Below are 14335 nucleotides of genomic sequence, written 5' to 3' on the forward strand. Positions count from 1 at the left end.
CGGCCAGCATAGCGCGGCCGCCCGGTCGCCGGGAAGCCGCTCCGCCGCCCGGGCCGCCGGTTTTCGCCCCGGCTACGGCCCGCGCGGCCCCAGGATCAGCAAGGCGGGCGGCAGGCAGCAGAACAGGGCCACGGCGAACAGCCAGGTCGCCGTCCGAAACGCCCGGAAGCTGCCCACCGCCAGGCGCCGGTGAAGCCAGCGGGTCTGGACGCACAGGTACCAGGCGACGGCCGCCAGGCCGATCGCCGCGCCCGCCAGCCGGGTCGAGGCGGTCGGCGAGGCGATCAGGATGACGGCGACGGAAAGCGACAGGGCGAACGGCGCGGCGCACAGGCATTGCAGCTCGAACGGCTCGCGCAGGGTCGCGTGGTCGACGGGGCGTCCCTGGCGCCGCAGCGTGCCCACCGCCATCACCAGCGGAAACAGGCTGAAGGCCACCGCGCGGAACAGCAACGGGCCAAGGCCCGAGGACGCCGCCGCCTCGCCCAGTTCGCCGCGCAGGAACAGGTCCAGGGCCTGGGCCAGCAGGATGGAGATCAGCAGGAACAGCGGCGGGCTGATCAGGTCGCCCTCCTCCCGCCCCGCCTGCGACGTGGCCGAGGCCTCGGCGGGCCACAGCAGCACGCGCCAGAGGGTGCGCGGGTAGAACAGCAGCCCGGTCATCAGCTCGTAGAGGATTTCCCCCATCGTGCGAAAGCGAAGGCGTTCCATGACGTTCCCCAACATGCCGGCCCGCGAACCAAACACTCCAGCTTGAGAAATCCGCTCAGGCGCCGGCGTGTCCGGAGACGAAAATCAGGGAAATCCCTGATTTTGAGTCTCCGCAAGGTTGGATTTGGAAATCTGGCACGCGGGGGTTGGTGGGCATCCCCCTCCCCTCTCCCCTCGCGGGAGAGGGTGGCCCGCGAAGCAGGTCGGGCGAGGGGTCGCGTGAACGCAAAAGCCGCGCCCCGCCTTTCGGCTGGGCGCGGCTTTCGATGCCTGCGAGACCCCTCATCCGGCGCTGCGCGCCACCTTCTCCCGCGAGGGGAGAAGGATCAGGTCAGCCCAGCTTGGCGGCGTCCTCGTCGCTGATCTCTTCGTTGGAGTAGACGTCCTGGACGTCGTCGTCCTCGTTCAGGGCGTCGAGCAGCTTCATCAGGGTGGCCACGGCGTCGCCGGTGACCGGGACCTGGCTCTTGGGCCGCCAGGCGATCTTGGTGTTGCTGGCCACGCCGAACTTGGCTTCCAGGGCGGCGGCCACGTCGTTGAGGTCCTCGAAGGCGGTGTAGACCGTGTGGCCCTCGCCCTCCTCGTCCATGTCGGACACCACGTCGTCGGCGCCGGCCTCGATGGCGGCCTCCATCATCTCGTCCTCGGACGCGACCTTGGCCGGATAGCTGACTTGGCCGACCCGGTCGTAGTTGAAGGTCACCGAGCCGGTGGCCCCCATGTTGCCGCCCATCTTGGTGAAGTAGGAGCGGACATTGGCGGCGGCGCGGTTCTTGTTGTCGGTCAGCACCTCGACGATGATTCCGACGCCGCCGGCGGCGACGCCTTCATAGCGGATCTCGGAATAGTCGGCCGCGTCGCCCATCTGCGACTTCTTGATCGCGCGGTCGATGACGTCCTTGGGCAGGCTTTCGGCCTTGGCGTTGTTCACGGCCAGGCGCAGGCGCGGGTTCATGTTCGGGTCGGGCAGGCCCGCCTTGGCCGCCACGGTGATCTCCCGCGACAGCTTGGAGAACAGCTTGGAGCGCGCGGCGTCGGCGCGGCCCTTGCGGTGCATGATGTTCTTGAATTTCGAGTGGCCGGCCATTCGGAGGCTCTTCTCTGATCTGCGAAGTGAAAGTTAGGCGGCGCTTCTAGCGCTTGGCGCCCCGTATTGTCATCCTCCAAGCTGCGAAGCCCGCGCTGGAGACCCTAGATGACCCCGTCCGATTTCCTGTCTGAACCGTTCGACCCGGCTCGCCTCGGGGCTCTCGAGGCGCAGGACCAGGACGCGATCCACGCGGCCCACAAGTCCCCGGCGGCGGCGGGGGTCGTGGCCGCCGGAGCCCTGTCGACGGGCGCGGCCGCGTTGGGCGGCCTGGCGGTCGGGGCGCTGGCGGTCGGGGCCTTGGCCATCGGCGCCCTGGCCATCGGCCGCCTGTCGGTCGGCAAGGCGCGGATTCGCCGGCTGGAGATCGACGAGCTGATCGTGCGACGCGTCTCGCCGGGAAAGCGGCGGCGCCAGGGTTGATCGACATTCTGCCTGGGAAGCGAAAACCTCGTCCTTCGACAAGCTCACGATGAGGTTTTCTAATGCCGAGGCCTCCACAATGGTCCTCATCCTGAGCTTGTGGAAGGACGAGGACCACGCACCGCGTCGACTATCGTGTCCCCTAAGCCACCTTCAGCTCGACCTCGATATTGCCGCGCGTCGCCTTCGAGTACGGGCAGACCTGGTGGGCGGCCTGCAGCAGCTTCTGGGCGGTGTCGGCGTCGAGGTCGGGGGCGTTCAGCGTCAGGCGGGCGCCGATATGGAAGCTGGTGTCGTCCTTGATCAGGTCGACCTCGATGTCGAGGCTGTGCTCGCCCAGCTTGACGCCCTGGCCGCGAGCCACCAGCCCCAGGGCGCCCAGGAAGCAGGCCCCGTAGCCGGCCGCGAACAGCTGCTCGGGATTGGTCCCCTCGCCGTTGCCGCCCATCGACTTGGGATAGCCCAGCTTGACGTCCAGGTGGCCGTCGTCGGTCTTGGCGGTCCCTTCGCGGCCGCCGACGGCATGGGCGTGGGCGGTGTAGATGGCGTCGGTCATGGGGGTGCTCCTTCGGAGAGGTTTGGGGTCGCGCGGCGACCTTGTGACCGAAGGTATGACGCGCGCAAGCGCGGCCGGCTTCCTTAGGGGACCCTCTCCCCTCCGGGAGAGGGTTTCAAACCTCCGGCACGGTCTCCTTCAGCCGCCCGCCGACCCGGATCGGCTCGACGCGGACCGCCAGGCCCGTGCGGTCGTCGGTCTCGACGAACACGCCGCAGACCGTGGCGGGACCCGAGGCGGGGGTGTAGCGCCCGCCGCTGATCTTGGTGGTGAACCGCCGCAGCGGCTCTTCCTTCTGGTTGCCGATCACGCTGTCATAGTCGGCGCAGGCCCCGGCGTCGGTCTGGTAGGCGGTGCCGCCGGGCAGGATCTGGGCGTCGGCGGTCGGCACATGGGTGTGGGTGCCCACGACCAGCGAGGCGCGGCCGTCGCAATAGTGGCCCATGGCCATCTTCTCGGACGTGGCCTCGCAGTGCATGTCGACCACCACCGCGTCGGCCACCTGGCCCAGCGGGGCCTTGTCCAGCTCGCGGTCGGCGGCCGCGAACGGGTCGTCCATGGCGTCCATGTGCACCCGGCCCAGCAGGTTGACGACCATGATGGTCCGGCCGCCCTCGGTCTGGAACAGGTGGCTGCCGCGGCCCGGGGCGTCCGACAGGATCGGATAGTTGGCCGGACGGATCAGGCGCGGCTCGCGCACGATATAGGTCAGGGCCTCGCGCTGGTCCCAGCTGTGGTTGCCCAGGGTCAGGCAGTCGGCCCCGGCCTCGAACAGCTCGCGCGCCGTGTTCTCGGTGATCCCGAAGCCGGCGGCGGCGTTCTCGGCGTTGATGATCACGAACTCCAGCTGCAGCTGGCGGCGCAGGGCGGGCAGATGGTCGGCCAAACCGTCGCGGCCGGATTTGCCGACGACATCGCCGAAGAAAGCAAAACGCATGAATTTCAGTCCTCTTGGACGGCGATATACTCGCTTTCCGTCAGGATGGCGTCCAATCGTTGGTCGTGAGGCTCATCGGGCAGCCCCTGTGTCTCCTGTCCCACATAGGCCAGGCCCAGCATGAACACCGGCCGGCGGGTCCGCAGCGCCGCCAGCGCCCGATCGTAGTAGCCGCCGCCCTGGCCCAGACGCCGTCCCTGGCGGTCGAAGGCCAGCAGGGGCGCGACCACCAGGTCCGGCTCCAGCATCGGGCGCGACGGATCGGGGGCGTTCAGGCCGATCTGGTCGTGGACCAGCGGGTCGCCGGGCGTCCACCGGCGGAAGACCATGTGGCCGTCCTCATCCTCGACGCTGGGCAGGGCCAGGGTCCAGCCCTGCTCGACCAGCCAGTCGGCCAGGGGACGGGTCTCGACCTCCGAGCCCAGGCCGAAATAGACGGCCGCGACCTTGCCGGCCGGCTCCGGGAAGCGCGCGGCCAGGGGTTCGCGGGCGACGTCGACGACCATCCAGCCGGCCTCGGGATGCTCCAGGGCCAGTTCCTTGCGGCGGTTGCGGACGAACACACGCAGGGCGATCTTGGCGGCGGCGGGATCGGCGATGACCATGGCCTCTCCTGCCATTTCAGGCGGCGAACCGCCAGCCGGTCAGCAGCCAGGGAACCAGCCCCGCCACCACGCCGGGGGCGACGACCAGGAACAGGGCGCTGCCGATCAGGGCCTTGGTCTTTCGCATGCGGATCTCACGCGTCGGAACGCTGGATCGCATCAGAATGGGGGAAGGTGGCGGCGCCGTGAAGAACCGTGAAGACGTTTCAATCCACTCGAACCTGTTTGTTACAGGTGGGCTCCGTGTTCCCGCAGCCACGGCCACGGGAGGGAACAGATCCCGATAGAGAGATTAAGGTCCCTGGGAATAGAAATCTTCGACGAGGGCCACAGCTGACCCGCCGTTGGAGAAGATAGGCGTTCGGGGCCCGCAATACCAGTGGGGTGTTGTCGCACTTGCCCCCTACGGACCGCTTCGCGGTCGTCTTCCCCCACAGGGGGAAGAGGTGCCGCCGCCAGCGCGGTGCGCGTCCTCCGCCCCCTATGGGGGCGGACAGGCGGCGAAGCCGCCAGGTGGGGGCAAGTGGGTGGGCCGCTAACCCTTCACCAGTTCCCCCATCACCGCGCTCCACCCCCGCTGCGCCTCCGCCCCCGCCCGGTCGAACGCCGCCCGCAAATGCCGCGTCTGGGCTTCGGTGAGTTCGGCTTCCAGCTTCCGGCCCTGGGGTGTCAGGCGCAGATTCTTGACCCGGCGGTCCTGAGCGCCGGCCTCGGCGCCGACCAGGCCCATCTCCATCAGCTGGCGCAGGGGCGCGTTCAGGGCCTGCTTGCTGACGGCCAGCAGGTCGAGCAGGCCGCGCACCGAGACGTCCGGCCGGCGGCCGATGAAATACAGGATGCGGTGATGCACCCGGCCCAGGCCACGCCTGTCCAGAATTCGGTCAGCACGGTCGGTAAAGCCGCGATAGGCGAAATAGAATTGCTCGATCTCGGGGTGGAGATAGCCCGTCAGGGCAGGATTATCCAGGTCAACCATATTGACACAATAGGCGTTGCCGCCTCATGGTGTCGATAGGTCAAGCATCTTGACGCTATTTTGGACACGGTTGGGAGGGACGGCGATGGCGCGCCTGTCGATGCGGAGTGCGGACATCAAGCCCTCGCCGGTGCGCGACATGCTCAACGTGTCGCAGCGCCCGGGCATGATCTCGTTCGCCGGCGGCCTGCCCTCGCCCGAGACCTTCGCGGGGCTGGACCTGCCCCCGCCGCCGCGCGACCTGCTGCAGTACGGCCCCACCGAGGGCGAGCCGGCCCTGCGCGCCAAGGTCGCCGAGGACCTGGCCGCCCTGGGCCTCGACACCGACGCCGACCGCATCCTGATCCTGTCCGGCTCGCAGCAGGGCATCGACCTGGCCGCCAAGCTGGTGGTCGACGCCGGAACCGCCCTGGCCGTGGAGTCGCCGGCCTATCTGGCCGCCCTGCAGGTGTTCCGCTTCTACGGCGCCCGGTTCGAGATCATCGACAGAAGCGCCCCCGGGGCCGGCTGGGCCGAGGCGCCGCCCGCGATGGCTTACGTCATCCCCACCTTCCAGAACCCGTCCGGCCACTGCTGGACCGCCGCCGAGCGCCAGGCCATGGCCCGGGCCTGCCAGGCCAACGACGTTATCCTGTTCGAGGACGATCCCTATCGCGACCTGGTCTATGAGCCCTGCGACCGCACGCCGGTCTGCGCCGGCATGACGGGCGGCTCGTGGATCTATCAGGGCTCGTTCTCCAAGACCGTCGCCCCGGGCCTGCGCCTGGGCTACCTGACCGCCTCGCCCGACCTGTTCCCGCTGCTGGTCCAGCTGAAGCAGGCGGCCGACCTGCACACCAACCGACTGAGCCAGTGGATGGTGCTGCAATATCTGAACGATCCGGGGCGGGCCGAGCGGATGGACCAGGTCACCGCCCTCTATCGCAACAAGCGCGACGCCTTCGCCGACGCCCTGACGCGGCATCTGGGCAACAGGGCGTCGTGGTCGCTGCCGCCGGGCGGGCTGTTCTTCTGGCTGACCCTGGAGGACGGGATCGACGTCGAGGCGCTGCTGAAGCGCTGCGTCGAGCGCGGCGTGCTGTTCACGCCCGGAAGCCACTTCCTGGCCGAGGGCGGGGCCAGTTCGACGATCCGCCTGAACTTCAGCCTGGCCGAGCCCGAGGCGGCCGAGCGGGGGCTGGCGGTGATCGCGGAGGTGTTGCGGGAGATGGCGGTCGGCTAATACGCGGCCCTTGCATTCTCAACGGTTGTCATCCCGGCCGAAGCGAAGCGTAGAGCCGGGACCCAGGGGCGGCCGCACCGCTTTTGCCCAGTCACCTGGGTCCCGGACAGCGCTACGCGCTTCCGGGATGACAACATTTGAGAGCGGAAGCGAACGCCCGCCTACCCCTGAACCAGCGCCTCGATCCTCTCGGAGGCCCCGTCCAGGGCCTTGATCGCCCGGATCTCGACGCGGGTCTGTTCGGTCTGCAGGCGGGCCAGTTCGGACTGGGCGTGGGCCAGGCGCAGCTTCAGGTCCGACAGCTCGTCGGCCAGCAGCAGGGCGCCCATCAGGAACAGCCGCGTCTCGCCCAGCTGGCCGACGTCCTGGCTGACCTGGCGGACCTGGCGGTCGAACAGGCGGGCGATTTCCAGCAGGTGGGCTTCCTGCCCGTCCTCGCAGCCGACGGTGTAGGGCCGGCCGTTCACCTGGATGGTCAGTTGGGCCATGGATCAGGCCTCCCTTTCCGTCACGCCGTCATCTAAGTCGAACAGGTCGCCGGCTTCGGGCCCCTCGTCGCCGAGGTCTTCCTCTTCGTCGTGCACGCCTTCGGTGATCAGGCTTTCGTCGCCCAGGGCGGCGCGGATCTCGGCGATGGCGCGGCCCAGGGCCTCGGAAGCCTGCTCGCCGGCCTCCTCGAGAGCCTTCTCGCGGGCCCGCGCGGCCTCGAGGTCGGCGACCAGGCGCGCGGCCTTGGACTCGGCCTCGACATCGAACAGGCCGGGATCGCCAGACGCGGCGCCCGACGACGCCGCGGAAGCGGCGGCCGAGAACGCGGCCAGACGCGCGGTGCGCTCGGCCGTGATCTTCTGTTCCAGCTGGCTGACGGCGCGCTCAAGGCGTCGCGCGGCCAGCTCGAGAGCGTTCCCTTCGCCCGGGGTCATCGGCATCGTCCAATCATGCGGCGCAACATATAGACTGCCGTCCGCTTCGCCACCCGCCATGGCGACAATTGGGCGATGAAACGGCGCGGATAACAATAGCTCATCCAATGTGAGCGCTCGCGGAGGTTTCTTGGGGTTGACTTCCCCGCCCCGCACCGCAAAACGCGCTGCAAAATCAAGGTAACGTCGGTCGCCTGGACCGGACGCTCGTTAGGAGAAAGACCTCATGGCCATTCGCGTCGCCATCAACGGCTTCGGCCGGATCGGACGTCTCGTCCTGCGTTCCATCGCCGAGCACGCGCGCCGCGACATCGAGGTCGTCGCCATCAACGACCTGGGCCCCGTCGAGACCAACGCCCACCTGCTGCGCTACGACAGCGTCCATGGCCGCTTCCCCGGCGTCGTCACCTCGGGCGAGGACTGGATCGACGTCGGCCTGGGCAAGATCAAGGTCACGGCGATCCGCAATCCCGAGGAGCTGCCGCACAAGGACCTGAACGTCGACATCGCGTTCGAGTGCACCGGCATCTTCACCGCCCGCGACAAGGCCGCCCTGCACCTGAAGGCCGGCGCCAAGCGCGTGCTGGTCTCGGCCCCGGCCGACGGCGCCGACAAGACCATCGTCTACAAGGTCAACCACGACGTCCTGACCGCCGACGACATCGTCGTCTCCAACGGTTCGTGCACCACCAACGCCCTGGCCCCGGTGGCCAAGGTTCTGCAGGACCTGGTCGGCATCGAGCGTGGCTACATGACCACGATCCACAGCTACACCGGCGACCAGCCGACGCTGGACACCATGCACAAGGACCTCTACCGCGCCCGCGCCGCGGCCCTGAGCATGATCCCGACCTCGACCGGCGCCGCCAAGGCCCTGGGTCTGGTGCTGCCGGCCCTGAAGGGCAAGCTGGACGGCTCGTCCATCCGCGTCCCGACCCCGAACGTCTCGGTCATCGACCTGAAGGTCGTGCCCTCGCGCGACACCACGGTCGACGAGGTCAACGCCGCCCTGAAGGCCGCCGCCGACGGCGACATGAACGGCGTGCTGTTCACCACCACCGAGCCGTTGGTCTCGTCGGACCTGAACCACATCGCCGCCAGCTCGACGGCCGCCCTGCCCCAGACCCAGGTCATCGAGGGCAAGCTGGTCCGCGTGCTCAGCTGGTACGACAACGAATGGGGCTTCGCGACCCGCATGGCCGACACGGCCCTGGTGATGGCGAAGTTCCTCTGATGACGGCGCGGCCCAAGCAAATCCTGCTCTGGGCCGCGACCGGCCTGATCTGGTTGGGCGCCTTTGTCGGCGGCCCAACCTTGATCGCACTCCCGTTCGTTCTGCCCTTGCTGAAGGGGCCCTGGCTCACGCCTTCGGGCATCGACCTTCTCCTGCTCATCGCTTTCTCCGCTCTCTGGTTGGCCGCCCTGATCTGGATCGGGCTTGTCCACCGGGGGAAGGCGCGCCTGGCGCACTTCGTCGTGGCCGGCGTGATCACTGGCGCGATGTTCTTGCCGGGCTTGTTCGCGCGGCCGCAGACCAATCCTACCGCCGAACTCTACCGCGTGCTTTGAGCACCGGGCCTCCTCTAACCACTGAGAAAACCCATGCCCTTCCGCACCCTCGACACCGCCGATCTCGCCGGCAAGCGCGCCCTGGTCCGGGTGGACTTCAACGTGCCCGTCGACGGCGGAGCGATCACCGACGACACCCGCCTGCGCGCGGCCCTGCCGACCATCCACTACCTGTCGACCAAGGGCGCCAAGGTCATCCTGCTGGCCCACTTCGACCGCCCCAAGGGCAAGGTCGTGCCCGAGATGAGCCTGGCCTTCGTCGCCGAGCCGCTGGGCAAGCTGCTGGAGCAAGAGGTGGCCTTCGCCAGCGACTGCGTCGGCCCGGCGGCCGCCGAGGTGGTCAACGCCATGGAGAACGGCGGCGTCGCCCTGCTTGAGAACGTCCGCTTCCACGCCGGCGAGGAAAAGAACGACCCCGACTTCGCCGCCCAGCTGGCCGCCAACGGCGACCTCTATGTCAACGACGCCTTCAGCGCCGCCCACCGCGCCCACGCCTCGACCGAAGCCCTGGCCCGCATCCTGCCCTCCTATCCGGGCCTGGCCATGCAGCGCGAGCTCGACGCCCTCGACGCCGCGCTCGGCAACCCCAAAAAGCCCGTGCTGGGCATCGTCGGCGGCTCCAAGGTCTCGACCAAGCTGGACCTGCTCAACAACCTGGTCGCCAAGCTGGACCGCCTGGCGATCGGCGGCGGCATGGCCAACACGTTCCTGTTCGCCCAGGGCCACGACATCGGCGGCTCGCTCTGCGAGAAGGACCTGGCCGACACCGCCCGCCAGATCATCGCCACGGCGCAGAAGTCGGGCTGCGAACTGCTGCTGCCGATCGATGTGGTCGTGGCCAAGAAGGTCGCGCCCGGCGTCGACGCCGAGACCCGCGAGCTGGCCGACGTCCAGCCCGACGACCTGATCCTGGACGCCGGCCCCAAGAGCGCCCAGCGGCTGATCGAAGCCATGGATTCGAGCAATACCCTGATCTGGAACGGTCCTTTGGGCGTTTTCGAGGTGCCTCCGTTCGACGAAGCGACGGTTTCGGCGGCAAAACACGCCGCGAAACTCGCTAAATCGGGTAAGATCGTCGCCGTGGCCGGCGGCGGTGATACCGTGGCCGCCCTGAACCACGCGGGCGTATCGGGCGATTTCACCTTCGTCTCGACCGCCGGCGGCGCGTTTCTTGAATGGATGGAGGGCAAGACGCTTCCGGGTGTCTCAGCCTTGGAAGCCTAGGAGGAGATACCCGCGTTCATGGCTCGCCCTCGTCCTTCGACAAGCTCAGGATGAGGGCTGAATTGAACGCGACGCCAACTTGAAATCCTCATCCTGAGCTTGTCGAAGGACGAGGATTTCACGCACGACCAGGGCAAAGAACGCATCAGCGTCGGGCCCCAAAAACAAGAAACGACCCAAATCACTCACGCTTGCAGGAGAACACCACGTGGCGAGGATCACGCTAAGACAGTTGCTGGATCATGCGGCGGAGCATGACTACGCGCTGCCGGCCTTCAACATCAACAACATGGAGCAGGGCCTGGCGATCATGGAGGCGGCGGAAGCCGTCAACTCCCCGGTCATCATCCAGGCCTCGCGCGGCGCGCGCAGCTACGCCAACGACATCATGCTGGCCCGGATGATCGACGCCCTGGCCGAGATCTATCCCAACATCCCGGTGTGCATGCACCAGGACCACGGCAACGGCCCGGCGACCTGCGCCACGGCGATCCAGTACGGCTTCACCTCGGTGATGATGGACGGCTCGCTGATGGAGGACGCCAAGACCCCCGCCACCTACGAATACAACGTCGAGGTCACCCGCAAGGTGGTCGAGATGGCCCACGCCTGCGGCGTCTCCGTCGAAGGCGAACTGGGCGTGCTCGGGTCGCTCGAGAGCGGCATGGGCGAGGCCGAGGACGGCCACGGCTTCGAGGGCAAGCTCAGCCACGACGAGCTGCTGACCGATCCCGACCAGGCGGTCGAGTTCGTCGAGCGGACCGGCGTCGACGCCCTGGCCATCGCCATGGGCACCAGCCACGGAGCCTACAAGTTCACGCGCAAGCCGGACGGCGACGTCCTGGCCATGAACGTGATCGAGGAGATCCACCAGCGCCTGCCCAACACCCACCTGGTGATGCACGGCAGCTCCAGCGTTCCGCAGGACCTGCAGGACATCATCAACCAGTACGGCGGCGCCATTCCCCAGACCTGGGGCGTGCCGGTCGAGGAGATCCAGCGCGGCATCAAGCACGGCGTTCGCAAGGTCAATGTCGACACCGACAACCGCCTGGCCATCACCGGCGCGATCCGCAAGATCCTGACCGAGAAGCCGCACGAGTTCGACCCGCGCGCCTATCTCAAGCCCGCCAAGGAGGCCATGCGCAAGGTCTGCCAGGAGCGCTTCGTGCAGTTCGGCTCGGCCGGCCACGCCGACAAGATCAAGGTCCTGTCGACCGCGACCATGGCCAAGCGCTACAGCGCCGGCGAACTGAACGCCAAGTTCGGCGCGACGGCGAAGAAGGCCGCGGCCGAGTAAGGTTTCCGGCTTTCGTGGATGCGAAGAGGCCTTCCGGGGAGACCCGGGAGGCCTTTTTCATGCGTGGTTCGTCAGATCATTCGCCCGCGGGCGACGCCCGGGGCAACTCCCGTCCTCGCGGGCCGTTAACAGGCCCCATTGGTTCAAGGACACGCACGATGATACTTCCCAAAGGCGCCCTGGTGGCCGTCGTCGACGGCGAGAAGCTGGTGCTGTTCAAGAACACCGGCGACCACGCCCCCGAACTGACCTCCCTGCCCACGCCGGACATCAACGGCGGCGGCGGCTCGGGCGGCCATCCGTCCAGCGCGTCCAATCCCGACGACAGCACCCAGGCCGAGGACGGGTACGCCACCGGCGTCGCGGCCCTGCTGAACCAGCAGGCCCTGACCAATCAGTTCGAGACCCTGTTCGTCGTCGCCGCGCCGAAGACGCTCGGCGAGTTGCGCAAGCATTGGCACAAGGCGCTGCAGGCCAAGCTGGTCGGCGAACTCGCCAAGGACTTGACCGGCCAGCCGACCGACGCGATCGCCACGGCCATCGCCAACGCCTGACCGGTCCGCTTTCGCGACATGTGAAGAGGCCTCCCAGGGCGACCCGGGAGGCCTTTTTCAGTTCAATAGGTCGTCATTCCCGCCCTTGTGGCGGGAATGACGGTGGAGAGGGATGGTTGGACCCCAGCGGCATGACTGCCGACAGATCCTAGTCCTCCGCCGGCGTCAGGCGCGCCGGCTCGCCGTGCCGGGCCTCCAGCCGCATGGGCCGGCCGCGCACCCAGAGCCGGTCGATCTGGATCGCCTCCCAGCCGGTCGGCAGGACCACCGGCGCCTTGGACCAGGTTTCCGGCTCGCCCTCGCCGGGCTCCAGGCGCGGAAAGCCCAGAACCAGGCTCGACAGGAAGCCGCCCATGTTGGCGAAGAACGGACCGGCCCGCGGCTGTTCCGGAAACCGGTCGGGGCGGTATTCGAGGATCTGGGCGAAGCGGCCGCTCTGGAACTTGGCGTAGCCCTCGTCCAGCAGCTTCAGCGCCAGGGCGCGGTCGCCCGTCCGCGCCGCCCAGGCGCCGTACAGGGCCGACAGCATCGGGCTGCCGACATAGGCGTCGGCCTGGTCGAGATAGAACCCCAGGGTCGCCTGCTCGTCCTCGGGATCCAGTCGGTAGCCGAACGGCCACACTCCCATCAGCGGATCGGGCGTGCCGCCCTTCTCCTCGGTCTTGCGATAGCCGTCGTGCGAGACGACCACCCGATCGCGGCGCGGCAGGACCATGCCGTCGGCGACGGCCCGCCAGCGCGGATCGATCGACCGGCCCAGGCGCTCGCCGATCCGGACGGCGTCGTTCAACACCACCACGGCGGCCATGTTGGTGAAGGCGGCGTTGTCGACCGGCTGCTCCCGTTCGGCGATGCCCATGGAGGCGCGGATTTCGTAGCCCTCGGCGGTCCGGTGGGCGCGCGAGACGATCCAGTCGGCGACCGCGGACAGGACCGGCCAGGCCTTCTCGCGCCGAAACTCGCCTTCGCCGGTCGCGTCGGCGAACAGGGCGAAGGCCCGCGCCACGTCCAGCGAGACGTGGTCCTCGTGCCAGCACGCCGTGCCCGGCAAGGGCGCGGCCTCTTCCCCCGCCGACGGCGAGCTCTCCCAGGGAAACTGCGCGCCTTCGCGGCCCATCAGCTGGGCGTTGGTCCGCGCGGACCGCAGATTGCGGAAGCGATAGTCCAGCAGAGCGTGGGCCGCCTGGGGCTGGAGCAGGGTCAGGACGGGCGCCGCGAAGGCCTCGATGTCCCACATCACGTGGCCGTAATAGTAGTGATAGTCGTGCCAGGTGGCCAAACCGAAGATCGAGGTCGAGGCGCACGACGAGGCGTGGGCCGAGGTGTTGAGATAGAAGAACGCCGCGTCGGCCAGGGCCTGCCAGCGGTCGTCGGCGCCTACCAGCCGCACCCGCCCCTTCCACAGCTCGTCCCAGGCCGCGCGGTTCTCGGCGCGGATCGCGTCGAAGCCGTCGTGCCGCGCCTTGGCGGCCATCCGCCCCGCGTGCTCGTCCGGACGGCCGTGCATGGCGCTGGGCACCAGGCTGGTGATCTGCCGCAGGCGATAGGTGGCGCGCGCTCCGCCGCGGAAGGCGTAGGTGGTGATCAGCCCCTGGCCGTCCAGGGCCGGACGCACGGGCTCGACGCCCGCCGCCGCGCCGCCGGAGATCTCGGTGACATAGGCCAGGCCCAGACGACCGAGCCCGCCGGCCGACTCCCACAGCAGGGTGCCATCGACGTCGGCCTTTCCTTCGCCCGGCGTGTCGCGCAGGAACCGCAGAGCCCGGCCCAGGACGCCGGTGGTCTCGACGCCCGCGCGCACCTGCAGGTCGCAGGCGCCGTCGACCTCGAGCGTGGTCTCCTGGCAGACCAGGGTCGGGTCCTCTCGGCTGGCGAAGGTCAGCACCGTGCAGGTCAGGAGGCGGGCGCCGGCCTGGAAGACGAACCGGCTGGTCAGCTCGCCCGTGGCGAAGTCGTAGGCCTGCTCCAGGTCGCCGACCTGGTGCGGCAGGTCGGACAGCCAGGCCCCGTCGACGGCGATGTCGCCGGCCAGGGGATAGGGCGCGGGCGTCGCGCCCTCGATCCGCCGTTCGGGGTCCTCGCCGGCGTAGCCGCCGACGATGGTCATGCCGGCCCGCAGCGGCTGGCAGCGCACGCGCAGGCCGATCAGGCCGTTGCTGACATAGGCGGGCAGTTCACGGCCGCCCGCGCCGGACACGGATGGCGGATTGATGGGACGAGACACGGCGGACTCCGACGACACCGACCC

16 protein-coding genes are annotated in these 14335 nt (G+C 68.7%); 7 read left to right on the forward strand and 9 right to left on the reverse strand.

The genetic code is table 11. The features are described 5' to 3' along the window. Positions 1–72 precede the first annotated feature (72 nt). Together ASD38_RS10165 and ASD38_RS10170 are read right to left on the reverse strand one after the other, a co-directional pair. Entirely contained in the window at positions 73–711 is a 639-nt protein-coding gene (locus ASD38_RS10165) for a hypothetical protein (protein WP_156390655.1), read from the reverse strand. Between the two features lie 331 nt (positions 712–1042). Then, positions 1043–1798, reverse strand: coding sequence for a YebC/PmpR family DNA-binding transcriptional regulator (locus tag ASD38_RS10170; protein ID WP_056440925.1), 756 nt, complete (start codon positions 1796–1798; stop codon positions 1043–1045). 108 nt (positions 1799–1906) lie between these two features. Between ASD38_RS10170 and ASD38_RS10175 the strand changes: the two genes are divergently transcribed. Next, complete coding sequence (locus tag ASD38_RS10175; protein ID WP_200946002.1) at positions 1907–2221, forward strand: hypothetical protein; 315 nt, start codon at positions 1907–1909, stop codon at positions 2219–2221. Positions 2222–2363: 142 nt separating this feature from the next. Here the strand turns inward: ASD38_RS10175 and ASD38_RS10180 are convergent, their stop codons facing one another. The 4 genes from ASD38_RS10180 to ASD38_RS10195 all read right to left on the reverse strand — a co-directional run bounded on the left by ASD38_RS10180 (position 2364) and on the right by ASD38_RS10195 (position 5295). Further along, positions 2364–2777 carry an organic hydroperoxide resistance protein gene (locus ASD38_RS10180; RefSeq protein ID WP_056459800.1) on the reverse strand — a complete coding sequence of 138 codons (414 nt, stop codon included), beginning with the start codon at positions 2775–2777 and terminating at the stop codon, positions 2364–2366. Positions 2778–2892: 115 nt separating this feature from the next. Further along, positions 2893–3714, reverse strand: a complete 822-nt coding sequence (locus ASD38_RS10185) for a TIGR00282 family metallophosphoesterase (RefSeq protein ID WP_056440919.1) — start codon at positions 3712–3714, stop codon at positions 2893–2895. Positions 3715–3719: 5 nt separating this feature from the next. After that, positions 3720–4319, reverse strand: coding sequence for a 5-formyltetrahydrofolate cyclo-ligase (locus ASD38_RS10190; protein WP_082560726.1), 600 nt, complete (start codon positions 4317–4319; stop codon positions 3720–3722). Positions 4320–4854: 535 nt separating this feature from the next. After that, positions 4855–5295 carry a MarR family winged helix-turn-helix transcriptional regulator gene (locus tag ASD38_RS10195; protein WP_056459806.1) on the reverse strand — a complete coding sequence of 147 codons (441 nt, stop codon included), beginning with the start codon at positions 5293–5295 and terminating at the stop codon, positions 4855–4857. Positions 5296–5380: 85 nt separating this feature from the next. On the opposite strand from ASD38_RS10195, the gene ASD38_RS10200 reads away from it, so the two are divergent. Next, positions 5381–6517 carry an aminotransferase-like domain-containing protein gene (locus ASD38_RS10200; RefSeq protein WP_056459807.1) on the forward strand — a complete coding sequence of 379 codons (1137 nt, stop codon included), beginning with the start codon at positions 5381–5383 and terminating at the stop codon, positions 6515–6517. 161 nt (positions 6518–6678) lie between these two features. Here ASD38_RS10200 and ASD38_RS10205 read toward each other — a convergent pair whose 3' ends face one another. Next, a complete protein-coding gene (locus ASD38_RS10205) occupies positions 6679–7005 on the reverse strand; it encodes a cell division protein ZapA (RefSeq protein ID WP_056459810.1) in 327 nt (108 codons plus the stop codon). A 3-nt stretch (positions 7006–7008) separates the two neighbouring features. Then, positions 7009–7440 carry a hypothetical protein gene (locus tag ASD38_RS10210; protein WP_056459814.1) on the reverse strand — a complete coding sequence of 144 codons (432 nt, stop codon included), beginning with the start codon at positions 7438–7440 and terminating at the stop codon, positions 7009–7011. Between the two features lie 226 nt (positions 7441–7666). On the opposite strand from ASD38_RS10210, the gene gap reads away from it, so the two are divergent. The 5 genes from gap (at position 7667) to ASD38_RS10235 (ending at position 12087) form a co-directional block, all read left to right on the forward strand. Next, a complete protein-coding gene (gap, locus tag ASD38_RS10215; RefSeq protein WP_056459817.1) occupies positions 7667–8674 on the forward strand; it encodes a type I glyceraldehyde-3-phosphate dehydrogenase in 1008 nt (335 codons plus the stop codon). Then, on the forward strand, positions 8674–9009 hold the full coding sequence (locus ASD38_RS10220; RefSeq protein ID WP_056440902.1) for a hypothetical protein: 336 nt from the start codon (positions 8674–8676) through the stop codon (positions 9007–9009). The genes gap and ASD38_RS10220 overlap by 1 nt, the downstream gene beginning before the upstream one ends. Before the next feature lie 33 nt (positions 9010–9042). After that, positions 9043–10233 carry a phosphoglycerate kinase gene (locus ASD38_RS10225; protein ID WP_056440900.1) on the forward strand — a complete coding sequence of 397 codons (1191 nt, stop codon included), beginning with the start codon at positions 9043–9045 and terminating at the stop codon, positions 10231–10233. 208 nt (positions 10234–10441) lie between these two features. Next, the gene (gene fba, locus ASD38_RS10230; RefSeq protein WP_056459820.1) at positions 10442–11533 is read left to right on the forward strand and encodes a class II fructose-bisphosphate aldolase; all 1092 of its coding nucleotides are present in this window, start codon (positions 10442–10444) and stop codon (positions 11531–11533) included. A gap of 158 nt (positions 11534–11691) precedes the next feature. Next, on the forward strand, positions 11692–12087 hold the full coding sequence (locus ASD38_RS10235; RefSeq protein ID WP_056459824.1) for a host attachment family protein: 396 nt from the start codon (positions 11692–11694) through the stop codon (positions 12085–12087). Between the two features lie 148 nt (positions 12088–12235). On the opposite strand, the gene ASD38_RS10240 is transcribed toward ASD38_RS10235, so the two are convergent. Beyond that, positions 12236–14311, reverse strand: coding sequence for a glycoside hydrolase family 65 protein (locus ASD38_RS10240; protein ID WP_200946014.1), 2076 nt, complete (start codon positions 14309–14311; stop codon positions 12236–12238). Between the last annotated feature and the right edge of the window lie 24 nt (positions 14312–14335).

Source organism: Caulobacter sp. Root487D2Y (assembly GCF_001427165.1).
GTDB lineage: Bacteria > Pseudomonadota > Alphaproteobacteria > Caulobacterales > Caulobacteraceae > Caulobacter.

What these genes read in the sequence shown, in the direction of transcription:
- ASD38_RS10225 (WP_056440900.1), top strand. Translation starts at nt 9,043, where the DNA reads ATGCCCTTCCGCACCCTCGACACCGCCGATCTCGCCGGCAAGCGCGCC.
- gap (WP_056459817.1), top strand. Translation starts at nt 7,667, where the DNA reads ATGGCCATTCGCGTCGCCATCAACGGCTTCGGCCGGATCGGACGTCTC.
- ASD38_RS10175 (WP_200946002.1), top strand. Translation starts at nt 1,907, where the DNA reads ATGACCCCGTCCGATTTCCTGTCTGAACCGTTCGACCCGGCTCGCCTC.
- ASD38_RS10200 (WP_056459807.1), top strand. Translation starts at nt 5,381, where the DNA reads ATGGCGCGCCTGTCGATGCGGAGTGCGGACATCAAGCCCTCGCCGGTG.
- ASD38_RS10170 (WP_056440925.1), bottom strand. Translation starts at nt 1,798, where the DNA reads ATGGCCGGCCACTCGAAATTCAAGAACATCATGCACCGCAAGGGCCGC.
- ASD38_RS10220 (WP_056440902.1), top strand. Translation starts at nt 8,674, where the DNA reads ATGACGGCGCGGCCCAAGCAAATCCTGCTCTGGGCCGCGACCGGCCTG.
- ASD38_RS10180 (WP_056459800.1), bottom strand. Translation starts at nt 2,777, where the DNA reads ATGACCGACGCCATCTACACCGCCCACGCCCATGCCGTCGGCGGCCGC.
- ASD38_RS10165 (WP_156390655.1), bottom strand. Translation starts at nt 711, where the DNA reads ATGGAACGCCTTCGCTTTCGCACGATGGGGGAAATCCTCTACGAGCTG.
- ASD38_RS10210 (WP_056459814.1), bottom strand. Translation starts at nt 7,440, where the DNA reads ATGACCCCGGGCGAAGGGAACGCTCTCGAGCTGGCCGCGCGACGCCTT.
- ASD38_RS10190 (WP_082560726.1), bottom strand. Translation starts at nt 4,319, where the DNA reads ATGGTCATCGCCGATCCCGCCGCCGCCAAGATCGCCCTGCGTGTGTTC.
- ASD38_RS10205 (WP_056459810.1), bottom strand. Translation starts at nt 7,005, where the DNA reads ATGGCCCAACTGACCATCCAGGTGAACGGCCGGCCCTACACCGTCGGC.
- ASD38_RS10185 (WP_056440919.1), bottom strand. Translation starts at nt 3,714, where the DNA reads ATGCGTTTTGCTTTCTTCGGCGATGTCGTCGGCAAATCCGGCCGCGAC.
- ASD38_RS10235 (WP_056459824.1), top strand. Translation starts at nt 11,692, where the DNA reads ATGATACTTCCCAAAGGCGCCCTGGTGGCCGTCGTCGACGGCGAGAAG.
- ASD38_RS10195 (WP_056459806.1), bottom strand. Translation starts at nt 5,295, where the DNA reads ATGGTTGACCTGGATAATCCTGCCCTGACGGGCTATCTCCACCCCGAG.